This is a genomic window from Streptomyces afghaniensis (assembly GCF_044327915.1).
GTDB lineage: Bacteria > Actinomycetota > Actinomycetes > Streptomycetales > Streptomycetaceae > Streptomyces > Streptomyces afghaniensis.
Genome location: NZ_JBIRGJ010000010.1, coordinates 332,989 through 350,331, shown reverse-complemented (window position 1 = coordinate 350,331; position 17,343 = coordinate 332,989). Strand labels below are relative to the sequence as shown.

Here is a 17,343-nt window from a genome sequence, read left to right as displayed (position 1 = left end):
GCGGGTTCAGTACAGCCTATCGAAGGAAGGTTCTGTGGCGACATAGGGCGCACAGGAGGCGCACGATGCGTGTCGTAAGCCCCCTGTGCACCCCCCGTAGGGAACCTCCCCCGGCAAGCGCCGTCTTACGCCGGACCGTGTCGAGCGTTACACCGGCGCTCGAGGCGTCGGCGCACGTCAGACCAGTCCGAGGCGCTCCGCGGCGGCCGCCGAGTCGACGGGCACGGTGACGGGCTGCGGGGCACCGGCGACGGCCCAGTCGGGGTCCTTCAGCCCGTTGCCCGTGACGGTGCACACGATCCGCTGCCCCGGGTCGACCTTGCCCTGCTCGGCGGCCTTCAGCAGACCGGCGACGGACGCGGCGGACGCGGGCTCGACGAAGACACCCTCCTGCGAGGCCAACAGCCGGTAGGCGCGCAGGATCTCACGGTCCGTCACCTCGTCGATGAACCCGCCGGACTCGTCCCGCGCGGCGAGCGCGTACTGCCAGGAGGCCGGGTTGCCGATGCGGATGGCGGTGGCGATGGTCGACGGGTCCTTGACGATCTCGCCGCGCACGATCGGGGCACTGCCGGAGGCCTGGAAGCCCCACATGCGGGGGCTGCGGGTGGCGACGCCGTCGGCGGCGTACTCCTTGTAGCCCTTCCAATAGGCCGTGATGTTGCCCGCGTTGCCCACCGGCAGGACGTGGATGTCGGGCGCGTCGCCCAGCATGTCCACGATCTCGAACGCGGCGGTCTTCTGGCCCTCGATACGTACCGGGTTGACCGAATTGACCAGCGCCACGGGGTAGTTGTCGCTCAGGCCGCGCGCGAGCGTGAGGCAGTCGTCGAAGTTGCCGTCGACCTGGAGGATCTTCGCGCCGTGCACGAGGGCCTGGCCCATCTTGCCGAGCGCGATCTTGCCCTGCGGCACGAGCACGGCACAGACCATCCCGGCCCGCACGGCGTACGCGGCGGCGGAGGCCGACGTGTTGCCGGTGGAGGCGCAGATGACGGCCTTCGCGCCCTCCTCCTTGGCCCTGGTGATGGCCATGGTCATACCGCGGTCCTTGAAGGACCCGGTCGGATTCGCGCCCTCCACCTTGAGGTGGACCTCGCAGCCCGTGCGCTCGGAGAGCACCTGCGCGGGCACGAGCGGCGTACCGCCCTCACGGAGCGTCACGACCGGCGTGCTGTCGGATACCGGAAGGCGGTCCCGGTACTCCTCGATGATTCCGCGCCACTGGTGGGTCATTGCTGGTTACTCTCCTTCAACCCGCATGATGCTGGCGACACCACGCACGGTGTCGAGCTTGCGCAACGCCTCGACGGTCCCCGTGAGGGCCGCGTCGGACGCACGGTGCGTGACGACGACGAGGGACGCCTCGCCGTCCTTCCCCTGCTGGCGAACCGTATCGATCGAGACACCGTGCTCGGCGAAGACGGTCGCCACCTGGGCGAGAACACCCGGTTTGTCGGCCACGTCGAGGCTGATGTGGTAGCGCGTGACCACGTCGCCCATCGGTGACACCGGCAGGGCGGCGTAGGCGGACTCACCCGGTCCGGTCGCGTCGCTGAGACGGTTGCGGCAGACGGCGACGAGGTCGCCGAGCACGGCCGAGGCCGTCGGGGAACCGCCCGCTCCGGGGCCGTAGAACATGAGCTGCCCGGCGGCGTCGGACTCGACGAACACGGCGTTGTAGGCGCCGCGCACGGAGGCCAGCGGGTGGCTCAGCGGGATCATCGCGGGATGCACGCGCGCGGTGACGGACGCCCCGTCCGCGGCCCGCTCGCAGATGGCGAGCAGCTTGATGGTGCAGCCCATCGCGTTGGCGGAGGCGAAATCGGCGGCGGTGACCTCGGTCATGCCCTCGCGGTAGACGTCGTCGAGGCGCACGCGCGTGTGGAACGCGATACCGGCGAGGATGGCGGCCTTGGCGGCGGCGTCGAAGCCCTCGACGTCGGCGGTCGGGTCGGCCTCGGCGTACCCCAGGGCGGTGGCCTCGTCGAGGGCCTCCTGGTAGCCGGCCCCGGTCGAGTCCATCTTGTCGAGGATGAAGTTCGTCGTGCCGTTGACGATGCCCATCACCCGGTTGATCTTGTCGCCGGCGAGGGACTCGCGCAGCGGCCGGATCAGCGGGATGGCACCGGCGACGGCGGCCTCGTAGTAGAGGTCCTTGCCGTGCTCGTCGGCGACGGCGTGCAGGGCCGCCCCGTCCTGGGCGAGCAGCGCCTTGTTGGCGGAGACGACGGAGGCGCCGTGCTCGAAGGCCGTGGTGATGAGGGTCCGCGCCGGCTCGATCCCGCCGATCACCTCCACGACGACGTCGATGTCGCCGCGTTTGACGAGGGCGGTGGCGTCGGTGGTGACGAGGGCCGGGTCGATGCCTTCCCTGACCCTGTCGGGCCGCCGCACGGCCACACCCGCCAGCTCCACCGGGGCCCCGATCCGGGCCGTGAGGTCGTCGGCGTGCGTCGTCATGATGCGCGCCACCTCTGAGCCGACCACTCCACAGCCCAGCAGCGCCACCTTCAGCGGACGCGTACGCATCATCCGACCTCGTTTCCTCATTACCTTCTACGGTGGAACCAGTCTCACTCACCGGACGGGAGTTTCTGCCCCCGGTCCGGATCGTGAGATGTTTATTTCATTTGTACGGGGGCGGAAGACAGGAGATCTTCCGCCCCGAGCCCGTCGGCTTCTCGCTCAGCCGACGTCGAGACGCAGCAGGTCCTCCTCCGTCTCACGGCGGACGATCACCCGGGCCTCGCCGTCCCGCACGCTGACGACGGGCGGCCGCAGCACGTGGTTGTAGTTGCTGGCCATGGACCGGCAGTAGGCGCCCGTGGCCGGTACGGCGATGAGGTCACCCGGTGCCAGGTCGGCGGGCAGGAACGCGTCCTTGACGACGATGTCCCCGCTCTCGCAGTGCTTGCCGACGACCCGGGCGAGCATCGGCTCGGCGTCGGAGGTGCGGGAGACCAGCGCGACGCTGTACTCGGCGTCGTACAGCGCGGTGCGGATGTTGTCCGACATGCCGCCGTCGACCGAGACGTACGTCCGCAGCCCGTCGAGGGGCTTGATGGTGCCGACCTCGTAGAGCGTGAAGGCGGTCGGGCCGACGATGGCGCGGCCCGGCTCGACGGAGATGCGCGGCGTGCGCAGCTTGGCGGCCTCGCACTCACGGCTGACGATCTCTTGAAGCGCCTTGGCGATCTCGTGCGGCTCGCGCGGGTCGTCGTCACTCGTGTACGCGATCCCGAGCCCGCCGCCGAGGTCGATCTCGGGCAGCTCGACGCCGTGCTCGTCGCGGACGTCCTTGAGCAGCGAGACGACCCGGTGGGCGGCGACCTCGAACCCGGACATGTCGAAGATCTGCGAACCGATGTGGCTGTGGAGGCCGACGAGTTCGAGCCCGTCGAGCTGGAGGGCCCGGCGTACCGCCTCGGCGGCCTGCCCGCCGGCCAGGGGGATGCCGAACTTCTGGTCCTCGTGGGCCGTGGCGATGAACTCGTGGGTGTGGGCCTCGACACCGACGGTGATCCGGATCAGGACCTTCTGCCGCTTCCCGAGGCTCTGCGCGATGTGGGCGACGCGGGCGATCTCCTGGAAGGAGTCGAGCACGATGTGCCCCACACCGGCCTCGACGGCCCTGGTGATCTCGTCGACGGACTTGTTGTTGCCGTGGAAGGCGATGCGGTCGGCGGGCATGCCGGCGGAGAGGGCGGTGGCCAGCTCGCCGCCGGAGCAGACGTCGACGTTCAGCCCTTCCTCGTGCAGCCAGCGCACGACGGCACGGGAGAGGAACGCCTTGCCGGCGTAGTAGACGTCGGCGTCGGCGCCGAACGCGGTGCGCCACGCACGCGCGCGGGCCCGGAAGTCGGCCTCGTCGAGGAAGTAGGCCGGGGTGCCGAACTCCTCGGCGAGCTGTGTGACGGAGATCCCCCCGACGGTGGCGACACCGTGCTCGTCACGCGTCACGGTCTGCGCCCAGATCTTGGGGTCCAGGGCGTTCAGGTCCGTGGGCGGGGCCGAGTAGTGGCTCTCGGGGAGGACGTCGGCGTGACGGGGCCCGGCGGGGTGGGCTGAACGGCTCATTCTGCGTGCTCTTTCAGAGGTGGTCGGGTGCGTCGATGCCGAGCAGGGACAGGCCACCGGCCAGCACCGCCCCGGCGGCTTCGGCGAGGGCGAGCCGGGCACGGTGGGCGGCCGAGGGTTTCTCGTCGCCGAGGGGCAGCACGGCGGGGAGCAGGGGCAGCGTGGCGTCGGCGACGGTGACGAGGTGCCGGGCCAGGCGGTCGGGGCCGCGGTGGGTGGCCGTCGTGGTGAGGATGCGGGGGTGGTCGCCGAGTGCGGCGAGCAGTGCCTCCGCGTCGCTCACGGGGCCGGGCTCGGGGTGGAAGCCCAGGTCGGCGGCGTTGCGCAGGAGTGCCCGGGTGCGGGCGTGGGCGTACCGGACGCGGAAGAGAGGGTTGGCCTCGCGGTGGACCAGGTGATCACCGGGGATCCGGGGCCGGTGGTGGCCGGCCGGGTACAGCAGTGCCCAGCGGCCGGCGTCGCGGCCGAGGGGCAGGGGGTTGGCTGGGGCGGGGGCGGGGTGGATGGTGAGGTCGAGGTCGGGGAGGGAGCGGGGGCTTGGACCTGGTCCTGGTCCTGGTCCTGGTCCTGGTCCTGGTCCTGGTCCTGCGGAGAGGCTCGTGGAGAGGCTTGTGGGATGGCCACCCGGACGCGGACGACTGCCTGAATGGCTGCCGTCGACTCCGAGGACGGCCTCCCACTCCGGCGCGGGCCGACCGTCGCACACGACGCGGACGAAGTGACCTTGGCTGCGCAGCACGCGGGCCAGGGCGTCAGTGACGACGACGGCACGGACCTCTGCCGGGCACCGGAGCCGGACGATGGTCCCGCTGAACCCCTCGGCATGGCCGTACCGCCGCCCACGCCGGAGGATCTCGTCGACGAGGAGTGCGGAGGCGTCGCGTTCCAGCCTGAAGTTGAGAAAACCGGGCCCCGTGACGACGACATCGCCGATGAAGGCCTCACCCGCGAGCCGTGCCCTGAGGATCTCGGCCACGCGCCGCGGCGGCTGCCCTGCCGCGCCGGCCAGCTGGAGGGCGATGCTGGTGGCGTAGTCGCCACAGCCCCCCGGCCCCGGCGGAGTGACCACGGCCCGCTCCGGCACGGTCACGCTGAGCTCACCCTCGTCGACAGCGCGACGCACGGCGTGCAGCACGGTGCGGGAGAGCTCGACGGGGGTCACGGGGACAAGCGTATGGGAGGAGGGGGGTGGGGAGGCGAGCCGGTTTCGAGGAGGGTCCGGGATGTGGACGCGGGGCGTGAGGACCGTGGCAGCTGCAGTGCACGGCCGTCGTGCACAGCCATGGGCCGGCGATCCATACGCGGCCTGTGGATCACCCGCCGGCGCTCCCGGCCCGCTCGGCCTCCCCGGCACCGAGGACGGACCCGTAAGCGGGCGCACCGCCGCCTCCGGCAGCACCGGACCCAGGCCTGCCCTCACTCCGCTCCCGCTCGATCAACTGCCGCACCATCCCGACGAGTTCAGCGGGCTCGAAGGGCTTGGCGAGGAAGGCGTCGACGCCCACTTCGAGCCCGGCCTCGACCTCGTACTGGGTACAGGCACTGATGATCGCGAGGGGCACGTCACGGGTACGCGGATCGGCTCGCAGGCGAGCGGCGGTCCGGATCCCGTCCAGCCGGGGCATGGCGACGTCGAGGGTCACTGCATCGGGCCGCACCTGATGAACGACATCAAGACACTCGGCACCATCGGCCGCGGTCACGACCTCAAGCCCCTCCAGCTCAAGGTTGACCCTGATCAACTGCCGGATGACCTTGTTGTCGTCCACAACAAGCACCCGGCCCGACGCGCCTGGCACAACTCGAGAGTAGGTCGGCCCCGGCCACCGCGTCCGGGTTTTCCCCACTTCCACCCCGACCGGGCGACCCACAACCCCGCCCCCGACAGCGGAAACCCGTTCATGACCACGCCGAGGGAGCTGGTAGTGTTCTACCCGTCGCCGCGAGCAACGCGACCGACACGCCCCCGTAGCTCAGGGGATAGAGCAACGGCCTCCGGAGCCGTGTGCGCAGGTTCGAATCCTGCCGGGGGCACCTCGAAGAAGGTGCCTAAAGACCCCGCCACCAGCGCAAACGCTGAGGACGGGGTCTTCGCGTATGTGCAGGCGTGTGCCGCCCGGAGCGGGCGTGTGTCGGGGTCCGTGGACGAGGCGTGGACGGGATCTTGGAGCATCGCCGCAGGTCCCTGACCTCTTCCGTCGCTGGGCCTGGCTTGCCTTCAAGGCAGGCAGCTGGCACGGCCCCAACCGTGAACTCCGCGCTACCCGAGTGCTTAGATCGCTGGCATGACGGACTGGCCCCAGCTCCACCACGCCTACGCCGCAGAAGCCCGGTGAGAACGGCAAGGCGAGGTGCTCGGCCGCCGTCCGCGAGAGCACCTCCAGCTCCTCTTCGAGCATGTCAGCGATCACGCCAGGCACGCGCAGGCGTGCAGGAGCGATTCACGCCCAATCGGTGGACCTATGCGGTCACGACGCTGGAAAGGCTCCATGTGAATGAGTGAAGCTATCCGGCTGAGCGGGGCAGAGCTACAGCGGCTCCCCGCAGCTGCGACAGGTGGACTCGCCATCCTCATAGATCATGCCGCAGCAGTACTTGGCGTCGCCATCGGTCCCGTCGTCGCCCCACTCGCAGCCAAGCTCCTGATGGATGGCCAGGCCCTGCGGGTAGCCAAAGTCAACGTCACAACTGGGGCAGACATACGAGGTCACGAATAATCCTTACAGAGGCGATCGACCTGTAACAGCGCGGCTGCTCGGAATTGCGAGGCCCGATAGTTACTCGGGGACGCCTTCATCGAAGTAGCCGCACTGGTCGTACTCGCATGTGGCCACATCGCAGTGGCCGTCCTTGTCCTCAAGACGGAGGGTCAAGTGCCCACACTCTGGGCAGCCCCAGTAGTCGCTCACGTAGCCCACCATATCTCGGCGTGGGCTCGGTGTTTGGGGAAGCGGTCAAGGCGGAAGCCCCAGGCGGCATGCCTGGGGCCTCAGTATGGGTACGGGTTATCTCACTCGTACTCGCGGAGCAGGTCCTCGATGCGGCGGTTGGCGACGTCCTGCCGTCCGTCGAGGCACTTCGCGTAGCGAGTCAGCAGGACCTCGACACTGTTGCCGGCGCGCCCGGCCACCTCTGTCGGGTCGACCCCGGCGTTGAGCCACGTCGACAGCGCCGAGTGCCGGAGGTCGTACGGCCGACTCGCGAGCGGCGAGGCCGCGACGGCCGGCGGAAGCGCGAGGAGCCGAGCTTCCTGCCACACGCGGTAGTAGGTCGAGGACGGGACGACCGAGCCCTTCTCACTGAAGAACAGCCGCCCGTCGTCCGCCGTGCCGAAGGTGGCCAGGTGCTCGCGGAGCACGGCCACGAGGTGAGGCGGGATCGGCACCCGCCTCACGTCCTCGGTCGGCCGGTTCTTCAGCCCGCGGTCGTCATGGGTCTCCCCCGAGTCAGTCCACTGCTTGCCGACGGACGGGCGGGTCCGGTGGAGCAGCGCCGAGCCCCAGCCCTGCTCGGGAAGCTTCAGGTCCGTCTCGACGAGGCCGACCGCTTCCGCCGGCCGCAGGCCACCGAAGTACATGGCAGCGACAGACCCACGAGGCGACGACCACGAGCACGCCGATACCCGCCCACGTAGGAAACCGCCGCCAGGAGGTTCCGTGCCTGCTCCGGATTGGCGACAACCCGCGGGTCGACCTGGTTGGACACCTTCGGCTTCTGCCAGCGGACAGCCGTGATGGGGTTCTCGCGCAGCTCCCCCAGGTCGACGGCGTAATTCGCGGCGTTGACGAGCGTCCGACGCTTGCGCCGCACGGTCTCCGCCGCTGCCGCCGTGCCGTCGAGCTTGAGCTTCAGCGAGTCGAGGACCGTGCGAGCCGTGGCCGCTTCAGCGAGATCGGCGAGCGGCCGGGATGCCTTGGACACCCAGTGGAGAACGTTCCGCACGTCGTCCGGGACTTCCCGGTCATCGGGCCCCGGCAGCACAAAGGCCCAGTTGCGTAATGCTCTGCGGATCTCCTCGTCGGATGGTCGTCCGGCGCGCTCGTCAAGGAGTTCCAGCGTCACGCTCGTGAGGGCTTCATTGATGCCGTCCCGTGTGTTGGGGGCGGCATGAGGCCATTTCATGGCGAGGTACCTGAGAGCGAAGGCGTACCACGACACGGCCGACTTCTTCTCTTCCATCGAGGCCGGGAGCCCCGACTCCGTGTCGAACTCCTCGCCGTCGCGCATGGCACGCATGAGCTTCGTGCGGTAGTGGTCGGCGAGCGCCTTGGTGCGGAAGGACTCCGAGAAAACGCCGCCCGCGACGGACCAGCGGACGCCGTAAGAGGGCGTTCTGGTGTCCCTCTTGCGTACGCCCCAGACCTTCACATCGAGAGACTTCACGCCGCCTCCTCCAGCTGCCGCAGCCATGTGTTGAAGTGACTCCGCCAAACCCGCAGCTCTCCGTTGGGCAGCTTGAATGCGGCCGGCCCGTACCCCAGTTCTCGCCAGCGGTAGAACGTCTGACGGGAGACACCGCCGAGCTCGTCCAGGACTTGGCGAAGAGTCATCAGCTCGTCGTGACGGGCGTCCATGTCGGTTCTCCTTCCGTTCCAGGGGCGGGTTCGAGGGAGGAGGCCAGCCAGGCTTCACCGGTGCTGAGGCCGGTTCCGGCGAAGACCCAGTGGGCGAGGACGAGCGTGGTTTCGCCGTCATGGGGAGCGGACCTGGCGGCTTGTGCGCGACGCCATTCGGCGCGGGCGTCGCGGAGGGCGCCGAGGGTGGTGGAGTAGCGGCGGGACTTGGCGGAGAAGTGGCCGCGGAAGCCGAGCATGTGGGCCCAGGCGCGCAGGCGGAGGTGTTCGAGGTCCTTGCGTGCGCCGAGGGTCCAGGCCGTCCGGATCATGCGCCGGGCGTGGTCGGTGATCCGGGCCTGTGCCAGCTCAGCGAGGAAGCGGATCGGCCGGTCCAGGGTGCCGGTCGCTGTCTCGGCTCCTTTGGTGGCGTACTTGGCGATGTACGCGGCGACGGCCCGGTCGGTCAGTTCCTGGCCGACGTCGAAGTCGGCGGAGCGGATAGTGCGTACGTCGAGTTGGCGGCCGAAGGTGAAGGTGTGGGCGCGGCCGTCGATGTTCGGTCCGTTGACGCGTGTGGCGGTGACTGCGGCATGGATGGCGTCGGTCAGCAGCTCGGCGGACGCCCAGGCCGGAGGGGCCGTGTCGCCGCCCTCCGGGCCGTCGAGGCGGATGACCGCGTGGAAGTGGACGGCGCCCCGCTTCTGGTACTCGGCGACCTTGGCGAAGGAGACCCGTGCGTGATGCCGAAACGCGCGCTGGGTGAGTCCGGCGCGCTTGGCGATCTCACGGCGCAGGTAGATCGAAAAGCGCCGCCAGAGGGCTCCGGCGTGGGCGTTCCAGAGCACGGCCGCTTCGTAGTCGTACGTGTCCGGGTCGAGGGGCGTACCGAGGGCCGGGTCTGTGTCGTTGTGCCGGGCACCGCAGCGGCAGGGCTGCCCGCTGGAGGGGCGGTTGTGGACTGGGCCGAAGCTCGGTGCAGTGAGGGTGGCGAAGACGCGTGGGTGTGTGCCGACCTGTTCGGCGGTGCCCTTGCCGCCGCGGAGTCCGGCGGTGATCAGGTGGAAGGTGTCTCGGCGGTAGACCTCCGCACAGGCCGCGCAGCGGGTGGCGCGACGGTTGTTGCAGCGGACGAGGAGACTTCCGGCGGGCAGGGAGGCCGAGTCGAGGTGGTGGAGGACGCGCCCGATCTCTCCGGTTGTCCGGTCGACCGCGTACTCGGTGCGGTGGCCGTCGAGGCGCACGGGGTTCGTGCACCCACCCAGGCCGGAGAGTTGGCGGGCCAGCTCGGGCATGGTGCCGAGGGAGGCCAGCATGGAGAGTTCCGCCAGCAGGGGCGGAGTCTGCCGGGTGATGATGGGTCTTCCTTTCGGCGGTTGGGAGGGACGGCCCCGGGGCGGCGGGATGCTTGGCGGCGTTTGCCGCCCCGGCGGCCAGTCAGCGCCTGTTGGCGCCGGTGACGAGGGAGCGCAGGACCACGGCGGCGATGGCCACGGACACGACCGAGACGGCGACCGCTGCCAGGAGCGCGGTGAGGACGACGCCGACGACGACCACGGCGGCGACCGCACCGGCGCCCACCCCGACGAACGGGGCGACCGAGCGGCCGGCGGAGGGAGCCGGGGCGTAATCCTGCGGGATGTGGGTGGTGATGCTCGGGACGTGCGGGGTGTCGGGCAGCTTGGGGCGGAACATCGCGGGACTCCTTGTCAGTCGGGGTGTCATTCGTGGGTGCCGTTGACGACGTCGACCCCGGAGCGGGTGCCGGACTCGATGGCCGGGGCGAGGATGGTGTGCGAGAGCCAGAAGCCGAACAGCGCGATCACGACGGCGACCCAGAGGCGGATGCCGAGGAACTTGATCGCGGCCCAGACGATGACCCCCAAGACGAAGACGAGCGGCAGCGAGACGGTCACGGGAACTCCTCAGCGGACGCGGCAGCGGTGGGTGCGCGCGGCCAGCTCGGCGGCGGCGCGGCTGTCGTAGTCGGTGGCGAAGCCGTAGCGCGGAGCCGTGCAGGCGGCGGTGTGCTTCTCGCGGCCCCGGCCGTCGTAGTACGTGGCGACCTGGACGGGGCCGATGCGGACGACGCGGCGGAAACGGCGGTTGGCGGACATCAGGGCATCTCCTTGTCGGTCTCGCCGGTGAAGTCGGTGACGTGGTCGGCCAGCCAGCGCAAGATCTCGTCGCCCTCGTAGCTGTCGGCGGCGAGGATCACCGGCTCGGCGATCAGCACGGCTTCGGTCAGGCGGTTCTGTCGGGTCAGCTCGGCGGCGCGCTTCAGCGCGCGGAGCGTGGACGGGCGCAAGGGGGAGATTCCTCCGGGTCAGGTGAGTTGGGTGGTGATGGCTTCGGCGAGCGGCATCGGGACACCGAGCCGGGCGCGAAGGGTCGAGGTGTCGATGTCGGTTCCGGTCCGGGCGCGGTGTTCGTTGGCGACCTTCCGGGCGAGAGTGACGAGCGCGGGCGGTACCGAGGAAGGAGGAAATGAAGCTGACTCCGGCGCGGCGGCAGGCAGTTCGGGCGCTGCCGTGAGCGGCTCGACATCTGCGGCGGTCGGTTCCGGCGCCTGTGCTGTCGAAGGCGGTTCCGGTGCCGTCGCCCGATCCGCGCTGGGATTCACTGCTCCGTGAGCGAGCAGCGTGCCGCCGAGGAAGGCGACCGCGGGCCAGCCAGCGACGAGGATGCGGAGCCAGGCCGGTACGTTCTCCAGGTCGAGCAGACCGGCGGTGGCGACGTTGGCGCCCAGGGACGCCATCAGTGCGACGAGGAACCAGCACCACCCGGACGTTTTCGACTCACCGGAGCGCAGGCGTCGCCAGGCAGCGACCAACAGCAGGTCGACGGAGATCGGATAGGCCCACGCCTTCCAGCCGTCCTGTCCGGCAGCGAGCGCCAGGTCATGCAGGTGAGCGAAGGACAGCGCGGCGGCGATCACGGCTTGCACGAGCACGGCGTCCACGCGGACGGGCAGGGCGCGCATGGCCACTCCTTCCAGTTCCGGGCATGGGGGGGGTAGGGACTTGGCGCAGGACGGCCGCGCCGACCGTGGAAGCAGGTTGGCTACTCGGTGATCGGCTGAGGAGTGGCCAGAGGGCCGGACTCCTTCACCGGCACGGGAGGCGCGTAGGGCCGGAAGGGCGCGAGCGCCGGAACGTCCGGGGCGAGGTGCGCCGTCTCGCGGCAGGTGGCCGCAGCGTCGGCGAGGGACAGGTGAGGGGTGCGGATGCGGGACCAGCCGCCGGAGGTGTCGCCGACGACGGCGAGGCCGGGCAACTCTGCGGCGATGGCGCAGGAGGCCGAGACAGCCTCAGGGGCGATGTCACCGAGCGCCATCTTCGCGGACGCTTCGTCGTTCACCCGATGGCAGATCCGGCCCGTGAGCTGAGCCCGGAGCATGGTCGCTCCCTTGCCCAGCTCGGCCCCGAAGCGCTACCCGCATACCTCCAGATAGATGCCGGCCGCCCGGCCAAGCTGGGCGAGCCGGATGAGCTGGGTGACCATCTCGTCCCGCCGCTCTTCCTCCTTCCTGGTCGCGACGAGGAAGAGTTCTGCCACTTCGTCTACGAACAGCACGATGGGAGCCGGACGTTCGTCCTCCGGCAGGCCCCAGACGTCCGAGGTGATCAGCTCATCCGGGGTGCCAGGCGCGATGCCCTGCCGCGCTTTGATCAGGTCGTATCGGTCCTCCATTTCCTTGACGAGCACGGGCAGCAGCTCGGACGCCTGCTGCGGGTCGGTCGCCAGCGCAGAGAGCCGGGGAGCGAACGGCGCCAGCTCCACCCCGCGCTTGCAGTCGATCCCGACCAGGACCACCGGCTGAGCGGCCAGCCCGGCGAGCAGGTTCCGCAGGAACATGGATTTGCCGGACAGCGTGGCGCCGAGCACGAGTTCGTGAGGTACGGCCCGGTAGTCCCGCACGAAGGCGGTTGCGTCCTCCCGCAGAGCCACCGGCACGCGGAGCGGACCGGCATCGGTCCGGCGAGGCATCCGCACCTTGCGTAAGACGTCGAAGCCGACGAGCCGCAGTTCCACGACACCGGGCTTGACGTCCCGCACGTACACGGCGTGAACGCCCCAGGCGTGCCGGAGCCGTTCTGCCGAGGCCGCCACGTCCGCCGGTTCCTGGCCCGGAGCCAGCCGCAGCCGGAGCCGCAGGCCGGTCGAGGTGGGCCGGATCATGCCCCGGCGGGGAGGCACAGGTCGGACCTCACGGCGAGTCGTGGCCTTGACGGCCAGGGCCCGCCACCGGGGCGGCTCGATCGTCAGGCCGCACGCGTCCATGGTGGAGGTGTACGAGGCCAGCAGCCGGGCCACCGAGACGGGCAGCCCGACCGTGGACCAGTACGCCGCCGGATGGGCATGCCGGGCGTAGACCGCGCCGCCTATCGCAGCAAGCGACCCGCCCAGCTCGGCCCACGTCACCAGGTCGGTCACGACGATCAGCCCGCCTGCTCCATCGGGAAGGCGCCAGGAGCAATGGCGGTCGCCCGGTAGGCGATACCGTGCCGCTGCTGCCCGTTGAACACGCTTTCCCACGGCCGGGCGATGAGCCCCGGCAGCGAAACCGGGGCCCCGACGGTCAGTCCGTCCGTCACACCGCTCTCGGGGACGGTGACCTGGAGCAGCGACGACTCACCCTCGTCGATGTAGACGACGCCGACGGTCATCAGCGCCTCACCACTCACGGCGTCCTTGGCAATCTCACCGGTCTGCCGGTCGCGCACCTTCGGCGCCGGCGCTTCGGTGAGCAGGATGGTGGCGGTCGAAGCGTCAATACGGATCACACGCACAGATTTCTCCTCCTGAGTCGATCAACCTGCCACCTGACAAGTTGATTTAGCAAGTTCGAAGCTAGAGATGCCAAGTTGACTTGTCAAGCGTGAATCAAAGTAGTCGACGGTGAACTTGCCGCGATGCGGGCTCAGTTGAGACGGTAGGTGTCTTCCAGTTCCTGCCGGTCGGCAGGAAGCAGCACATCGGAGACCTGCAGCGCCTGCCCGGAAGCATCACACGCGACGACCAGGACACTGAGGACCGGAACGCCCTCAGGGAGATCCAGAAGCTCCGCTTCGGCGCGCTCGGGCAGACGGGCCGAAACCCGTTCCGTCACATGGTCGAAGCGGACCTTCTTACGCGTCTCCAGGTATGCGCGGATGCCACCCGACAGCGCATCGGCGCTCTCCAGCTCAGTGCCCTCGACCAGGCCGGCGGGGAAGTAGGACGACACCAGCTCCACCGGTTCGCCGCCCTCCTCCAAAAGGAAGCGGCGCATGAGAATCTCGGCCCGCTTGGGCAACCCGAGGGCAGAGGCGACCCGCACCGGAACGGGGACGTAGCCGACTTCGACCAACCGCCCTGCCGTTTGCGACTCGTCGCGCGCGAGCGTCTCACTCCCCCGGCGGTCCTTCTGCTCGACGACAGCCGGGCGACCGCGCACGATCGTGCCGAACCCCTGCCGGGACTCCACCCAGCCGTCACGCTTCAGCAGCTCCAGCGCCCGGACAACGGTCGGCCGGGACATCCCGAAGGCCTGCACCAGTTGGTTCTCACTGGGCACCCGCGTGCCGGGCGGGTACGTGCCATCCTCGATACGGCGCTGGATCGTCTGCGCGAGGCGCACGTACTTCGGTGGCTCCACTTCATACGCCATGAACGCCGCCCGTCGGGATTGGCCAAGTCGACTGGTCAACCAGACTAGCGAATCTCCGATTGTCGAAGTAGAAGCGGAGCGAACTCTTACCTTCCGGGCCAGGCATCGGCCACCACGAAGGAGACGACGGTTCCGCCGAAGCGGCTCGGTGCGGCGTGCCACGACTCGGCCAGCGAATCGACCAGGAGCAGTCCACGCCCGTGGGAGTCGTTGGCGTCGGGATGCCTCAGCCGCACGTTCGCCGGAAAGCCGGGGTTGTGCACGTCGACCCGGAGCGAGGTCCCCTCACGGAACCACTCGACCCGTACGAGCCAGGGTTCGTCCGACCGGCCGTAAGCGATCGCGTTGGTCACCAGCTCCGAGATCATCAGCGCACAATCGTCGACGGAGCAGGCCGGGTTGTACGGGGCGATGAACTTGCGGAACCAGCGCCGAGCCCGCGGCACAGACTCAGCGACAGGGTGCAAGGTCATCGCACCGAGACGCGGTGATTCCTCAGACGGGTAGCGGTCGATCATGTAAGCCATCCGGTGCTCACTTCCTGCCGCTACCGTCGCAGTCGAGGCAGCGCCGCTTTGATGTGACGCGGGTACGGTCGGCGGCGGTGGCAAGCGCCAGGGTCGTTCGCGAGCCGACGCGCTTCCAACCGCGCCCCCGGCAACCCCGGCAAGGTAAGTGCGTGCCCTGATCCGGCCGCTGACTCGTCGCACCGCGCCTCCTCCCAATGAAGTGGCCTTAGCCACTTTCTGGATGGTGGCATTAGCCACTTGGCGGCGCAAGCGATTCGCTGCAACTGGCCCCCTCAGGTGAGGGGGTAACCCTGCTCGAACGCCCAGCGATGCGGCGAGTAGGTGGCCTCAGCGAACTCCAACGGCCGGTCCTGGAGGTCGAAGACCACATGGTGCACGATCAGCACGGCGGAGCCGGCCGGAAGTTGAAGGTTCTCGGCCTCTTCCTCCGTGGCCGCCCGCGCACACATGCGATCTTCCGCGTAACTCCCCTGCCGTCCGGTCATGTTCTCGACGTACAGCAGCGTCCCCTCTTGAATCCGCCCCGGCTCCAGAAGCTTCGGCGCACGCTGACCGACATCCGGAGCGAACCAGGACGTGGACAGTGTGATCGGCCCGTCCTGGTTGTTGGTCACCCGCCGCCGGTGCACCGCCCGACGGTCCTTGACCAAGCCCAGGGCCTCAGCCACGTGGTCTGGCGCCTCCAGCCAACCGGCAGAGGTGATCACGGCGTACTCGCCCGGTGTGTAGATCTTCCCGGTCTGCCGAGCGCGCCCGTACAACTCACGGGCCCGCCGGTTGACTTCGAGGCTGCGCACGTATGTGCCCGACCCCTGGCGCTTCTCGACGAGCCCTTGATGGCTCAGCGCCTCCAACGACCGTGCGGCCGTGGGCCGGGAGACCTTCCAGTCCGCTGCCAACTGCCGTTCGGACGGCACCTCGTCTCCCGGTCGCAGGTCCCCCCGAAGAATCTGATCACGGATGTAGTGCGCGATCTGGAGATACTTCGGCTGAGCCTCCTCGATCTGCGGCATCAGTCCTCCTCACCCAAGGCGAGCCCCAGGCGAGTAGTCGGGCACCCCGCTACCGAGCTGAGGCCTGCTTCTCGATATAAGTGGCTATGGCCTTTAGCCACTATAGGGTGAGTGGTCAACCCCCCACCCCGTAGGCTGAGACGCATGACGCGGTTGATCGTCGCAGCAGGAGGAGGGGGCGACGCAGTCGCCGCCGCAATGATTCACGCCGCCCTCTACGGCGACGAGGACCAGGTGGTGATCCTCACGTACGCGTGGGACCGCCTCCTTGTCGACCCGGTTCCGGGTCCCCGAGGACCGCACAACTTCACCGGCCTCCAGCCCTTCACTCCAGCAGTCTGGGCAGTGCCGGCCGAAGCTCGCCCGATCGCTCCGGCAGGCTCGACTCTCCCCCGACTTGCAGCAGAGCTCCGGCACACGTTCGCGCTGATCGATCCGCGCCATGGGGGCGAGGGCGTCACGCGCCAACTCCAAGAGTTGGTGGACCACTTGTCACCGGCCTCAATCGATCTCCTGGACGTGGGCGGAGACATCCTCGCCCGCGGCGATGAGCCGACACTGAAGAGCCCCCTCGCCGACGCCGTCACACTCGCCGCGTGCTGCCAGGTGAACGCGCCCGTCCGCCTGTTGGTGGCGGGCCCCGGCCTCGATGGCGAACTTCCTCTCGACGAACTGCGCGGCATACTGGGCCCACTCGTCCACACGCTCACCGCGAAGGATGTCGAGCCGATCAGCTCGACCCTGGAGTGGCACCCCTCCGAGGCGACCGGGATGCTCGCTGCGACTGCCCGAGGCGTACGCGGCACCTGCGAGATGCGAGACGCCGGCCTCCCGGTCCCCCTCACCGGCGAAGGACCGACGGTCCATGAGGTCAACCTGGACGAGGCGCTGACCCGCAACCAGTTGGCCCGCGCCATCCTGACGACCGCCACCCTGGACGAGGTCGAGGCACATAGCCGCGAAATCTGCGGCTACTCGGAAATCGACTACGAGCGCAACAAGGCCGCGTGGCTCAAGGACCAGCCACCGGTACAGCTCAACCCAGAGGCCGTGCTGTCCCAGCTCGACCAGTTCGAAGCCGAGGCCCGGGGCCGCGGAGTCACCCACACGACCTTCCGCCGCATCACTGAGGCCCTGAACCTCAACGGCTCCTTGCGCGAGGACCTGCGCCAACTGCTCATTCACAGCCGTCCGGAGCAGTACGACGCTCCCTTGTGGCGCATCACAGCCACTACTGAGTAACAACCTTCTTCACGGGTTCAAGTGCGGCTCGCTCCGCTCACCGCGCGGGGCCCGACCCCCGGCCGGGCCTGCGCTCCTGTCTCCGCCCCGCTCCAGCCCGGCCGGCGCCCGTGCCCCGCGCACAGCAATCAGCCGCCTGTGTACATCCTGCCTGGGGCGGTCGGCTCCGCGATTTTAGCCAGCCACTTTGGCGCGAGCCTCGAAGATCATGGCCCCAGCGTCGTGCTTTACCCGGGCAGGTTCACAGACTGCCCGACGCGCCGAAAGCTTAC

Annotated in this window: 17 protein-coding genes, 1 tRNA gene and 2 pseudogenes; 2 read left to right on the top strand and 18 right to left on the bottom strand. The window is 69.3% G+C overall.

The genetic code is table 11. The annotated features are described in order from the left end of the window. Positions 1-177: 177 nt before the first annotated feature. From thrC to ACH4G3_RS35950, 5 genes are all read right to left on the bottom strand, one after another. Positions 178-1,236 carry a threonine synthase gene (gene thrC / locus ACH4G3_RS35970; protein ID WP_397628405.1) on the bottom strand — a complete coding sequence of 353 codons (1,059 nt, stop codon included), beginning with the start codon at positions 1,234-1,236 and terminating at the stop codon, positions 178-180. 6 nt (positions 1,237-1,242) lie between these two features. Continuing rightward, complete coding sequence (locus ACH4G3_RS35965) at positions 1,243-2,535, bottom strand: homoserine dehydrogenase (RefSeq protein ID WP_397628404.1); 1,293 nt, start codon at positions 2,533-2,535, stop codon at positions 1,243-1,245. A gap of 153 nt (positions 2,536-2,688) precedes the next feature. Next, a complete protein-coding gene (lysA, locus tag ACH4G3_RS35960) occupies positions 2,689-4,080 on the bottom strand; it encodes a diaminopimelate decarboxylase (protein ID WP_397628403.1) in 1,392 nt (463 codons plus the stop codon). A gap of 13 nt (positions 4,081-4,093) precedes the next feature. After that, entirely contained in the window at positions 4,094-5,242 is a 1,149-nt protein-coding gene (gene nrtL, locus ACH4G3_RS35955) for an ArgS-related anticodon-binding protein NrtL (RefSeq protein WP_397628402.1), read from the bottom strand. A gap of 151 nt (positions 5,243-5,393) precedes the next feature. After that, positions 5,394-5,879: a response regulator gene (locus tag ACH4G3_RS35950; RefSeq protein ID WP_397628401.1), complete on the bottom strand. Its 486-nt coding sequence runs from the start codon at positions 5,877-5,879 to the stop codon at positions 5,394-5,396. Between the two features lie 163 nt (positions 5,880-6,042). On the opposite strand from ACH4G3_RS35950, the gene ACH4G3_RS35945 reads away from it, so the two are divergent. Further along, positions 6,043-6,114, top strand: a tRNA-Arg gene (locus ACH4G3_RS35945). Positions 6,115-7,090: 976 nt separating this feature from the next. Here the strand turns inward: ACH4G3_RS35945 and ACH4G3_RS35940 are convergent. The 13 genes and pseudogenes from ACH4G3_RS35940 to ACH4G3_RS35880 all read right to left on the bottom strand — a co-directional run bounded on the left by ACH4G3_RS35940 (position 7,091) and on the right by ACH4G3_RS35880 (position 15,829). Continuing rightward, positions 7,091-8,463 (bottom strand): annotated as a pseudogene (locus tag ACH4G3_RS35940) (tyrosine-type recombinase/integrase). Next, on the bottom strand, positions 8,460-8,654 hold the full coding sequence (locus tag ACH4G3_RS35935; RefSeq protein ID WP_397628400.1) for a helix-turn-helix transcriptional regulator: 195 nt from the start codon (positions 8,652-8,654) through the stop codon (positions 8,460-8,462). The pseudogene ACH4G3_RS35940 and the gene ACH4G3_RS35935 overlap by 4 nt, the downstream one beginning before the upstream one ends. Further along, entirely contained in the window at positions 8,630-9,949 is a 1,320-nt protein-coding gene (locus tag ACH4G3_RS35930) for a replication initiator (protein WP_397628399.1), read from the bottom strand. Before ACH4G3_RS35930 ends, ACH4G3_RS35935 begins: the two co-directional genes overlap by 25 nt. Positions 9,950-10,070: 121 nt before the next feature. Next, positions 10,071-10,328, bottom strand: coding sequence for a DUF6251 family protein (locus ACH4G3_RS35925; RefSeq protein WP_397628398.1), 258 nt, complete (start codon positions 10,326-10,328; stop codon positions 10,071-10,073). A gap of 26 nt (positions 10,329-10,354) precedes the next feature. After that, positions 10,355-10,549, bottom strand: coding sequence for a hypothetical protein (locus ACH4G3_RS35920; RefSeq protein WP_397628397.1), 195 nt, complete (start codon positions 10,547-10,549; stop codon positions 10,355-10,357). A 9-nt stretch (positions 10,550-10,558) separates the two neighbouring features. Further along, positions 10,559-10,750 (bottom strand): mobile element transfer protein, encoded by a 192-nt coding sequence (locus ACH4G3_RS35915; RefSeq protein WP_397628396.1) that lies wholly within the window; start codon positions 10,748-10,750, stop codon positions 10,559-10,561. Next, positions 10,750-10,941: an RING finger protein gene (locus ACH4G3_RS35910; protein WP_104783024.1), complete on the bottom strand. Its 192-nt coding sequence runs from the start codon at positions 10,939-10,941 to the stop codon at positions 10,750-10,752. Before ACH4G3_RS35910 ends, ACH4G3_RS35915 begins: the two co-directional genes overlap by 1 nt. Before the next feature lie 18 nt (positions 10,942-10,959). Next, positions 10,960-11,616, bottom strand: coding sequence for a DUF2637 domain-containing protein (locus ACH4G3_RS35905; RefSeq protein ID WP_358483830.1), 657 nt, complete (start codon positions 11,614-11,616; stop codon positions 10,960-10,962). Between the two features lie 80 nt (positions 11,617-11,696). Continuing rightward, positions 11,697-13,070 (bottom strand): annotated as a pseudogene (locus tag ACH4G3_RS35900) (FtsK/SpoIIIE domain-containing protein). Between the two features lie 5 nt (positions 13,071-13,075). Then, the gene (locus ACH4G3_RS35895) at positions 13,076-13,426 is read right to left on the bottom strand and encodes an SCO3933 family regulatory protein (RefSeq protein ID WP_397628395.1); all 351 of its coding nucleotides are present in this window, start codon (positions 13,424-13,426) and stop codon (positions 13,076-13,078) included. Positions 13,427-13,557: 131 nt separating this feature from the next. Further along, entirely contained in the window at positions 13,558-14,286 is a 729-nt protein-coding gene (locus ACH4G3_RS35890; RefSeq protein ID WP_397628394.1) for a GntR family transcriptional regulator, read from the bottom strand. A gap of 86 nt (positions 14,287-14,372) precedes the next feature. Beyond that, positions 14,373-14,813: an ATP-binding protein gene (locus ACH4G3_RS35885; protein ID WP_384153213.1), complete on the bottom strand. Its 441-nt coding sequence runs from the start codon at positions 14,811-14,813 to the stop codon at positions 14,373-14,375. Between the two features lie 275 nt (positions 14,814-15,088). Further along, positions 15,089-15,829, bottom strand: a complete 741-nt coding sequence (locus ACH4G3_RS35880) for a GntR family transcriptional regulator (protein WP_397628393.1) — start codon at positions 15,827-15,829, stop codon at positions 15,089-15,091. Positions 15,830-15,973: 144 nt separating this feature from the next. On the opposite strand from ACH4G3_RS35880, the gene ACH4G3_RS35875 reads away from it, so the two are divergent. After that, positions 15,974-17,071 carry a DUF1152 domain-containing protein gene (locus tag ACH4G3_RS35875; protein WP_397628392.1) on the top strand — a complete coding sequence of 366 codons (1,098 nt, stop codon included), beginning with the start codon at positions 15,974-15,976 and terminating at the stop codon, positions 17,069-17,071. Positions 17,072-17,343 lie beyond the last annotated feature (272 nt).

Bases quoted from the DNA above. Each gene is read 5' to 3' on its own strand.
- thrC (WP_397628405.1), bottom strand. From the start codon at position 1,236: ATGACCCACCAGTGGCGCGGAATCATCGAGGAGTACCGGGACCGCCTT.
- ACH4G3_RS35965 (WP_397628404.1), bottom strand. From the start codon at position 2,535: ATGATGCGTACGCGTCCGCTGAAGGTGGCGCTGCTGGGCTGTGGAGTG.
- lysA (WP_397628403.1), bottom strand. From the start codon at position 4,080: ATGAGCCGTTCAGCCCACCCCGCCGGGCCCCGTCACGCCGACGTCCTC.
- ACH4G3_RS35935 (WP_397628400.1), bottom strand. From the start codon at position 8,654: ATGGACGCCCGTCACGACGAGCTGATGACTCTTCGCCAAGTCCTGGAC.
- ACH4G3_RS35930 (WP_397628399.1), bottom strand. From the start codon at position 9,949: ATGCTGGCCTCCCTCGGCACCATGCCCGAGCTGGCCCGCCAACTCTCC.
- ACH4G3_RS35925 (WP_397628398.1), bottom strand. From the start codon at position 10,328: ATGTTCCGCCCCAAGCTGCCCGACACCCCGCACGTCCCGAGCATCACC.
- ACH4G3_RS35915 (WP_397628396.1), bottom strand. From the start codon at position 10,750: ATGTCCGCCAACCGCCGTTTCCGCCGCGTCGTCCGCATCGGCCCCGTC.
- ACH4G3_RS35905 (WP_358483830.1), bottom strand. From the start codon at position 11,616: ATGCGCGCCCTGCCCGTCCGCGTGGACGCCGTGCTCGTGCAAGCCGTG.
- ACH4G3_RS35890 (WP_397628394.1), bottom strand. From the start codon at position 14,286: ATGGCGTATGAAGTGGAGCCACCGAAGTACGTGCGCCTCGCGCAGACG.
- ACH4G3_RS35885 (WP_384153213.1), bottom strand. From the start codon at position 14,813: ATGGCTTACATGATCGACCGCTACCCGTCTGAGGAATCACCGCGTCTC.
- ACH4G3_RS35880 (WP_397628393.1), bottom strand. From the start codon at position 15,829: ATGCCGCAGATCGAGGAGGCTCAGCCGAAGTATCTCCAGATCGCGCAC.
- ACH4G3_RS35875 (WP_397628392.1), top strand. From the start codon at position 15,974: ATGACGCGGTTGATCGTCGCAGCAGGAGGAGGGGGCGACGCAGTCGCC.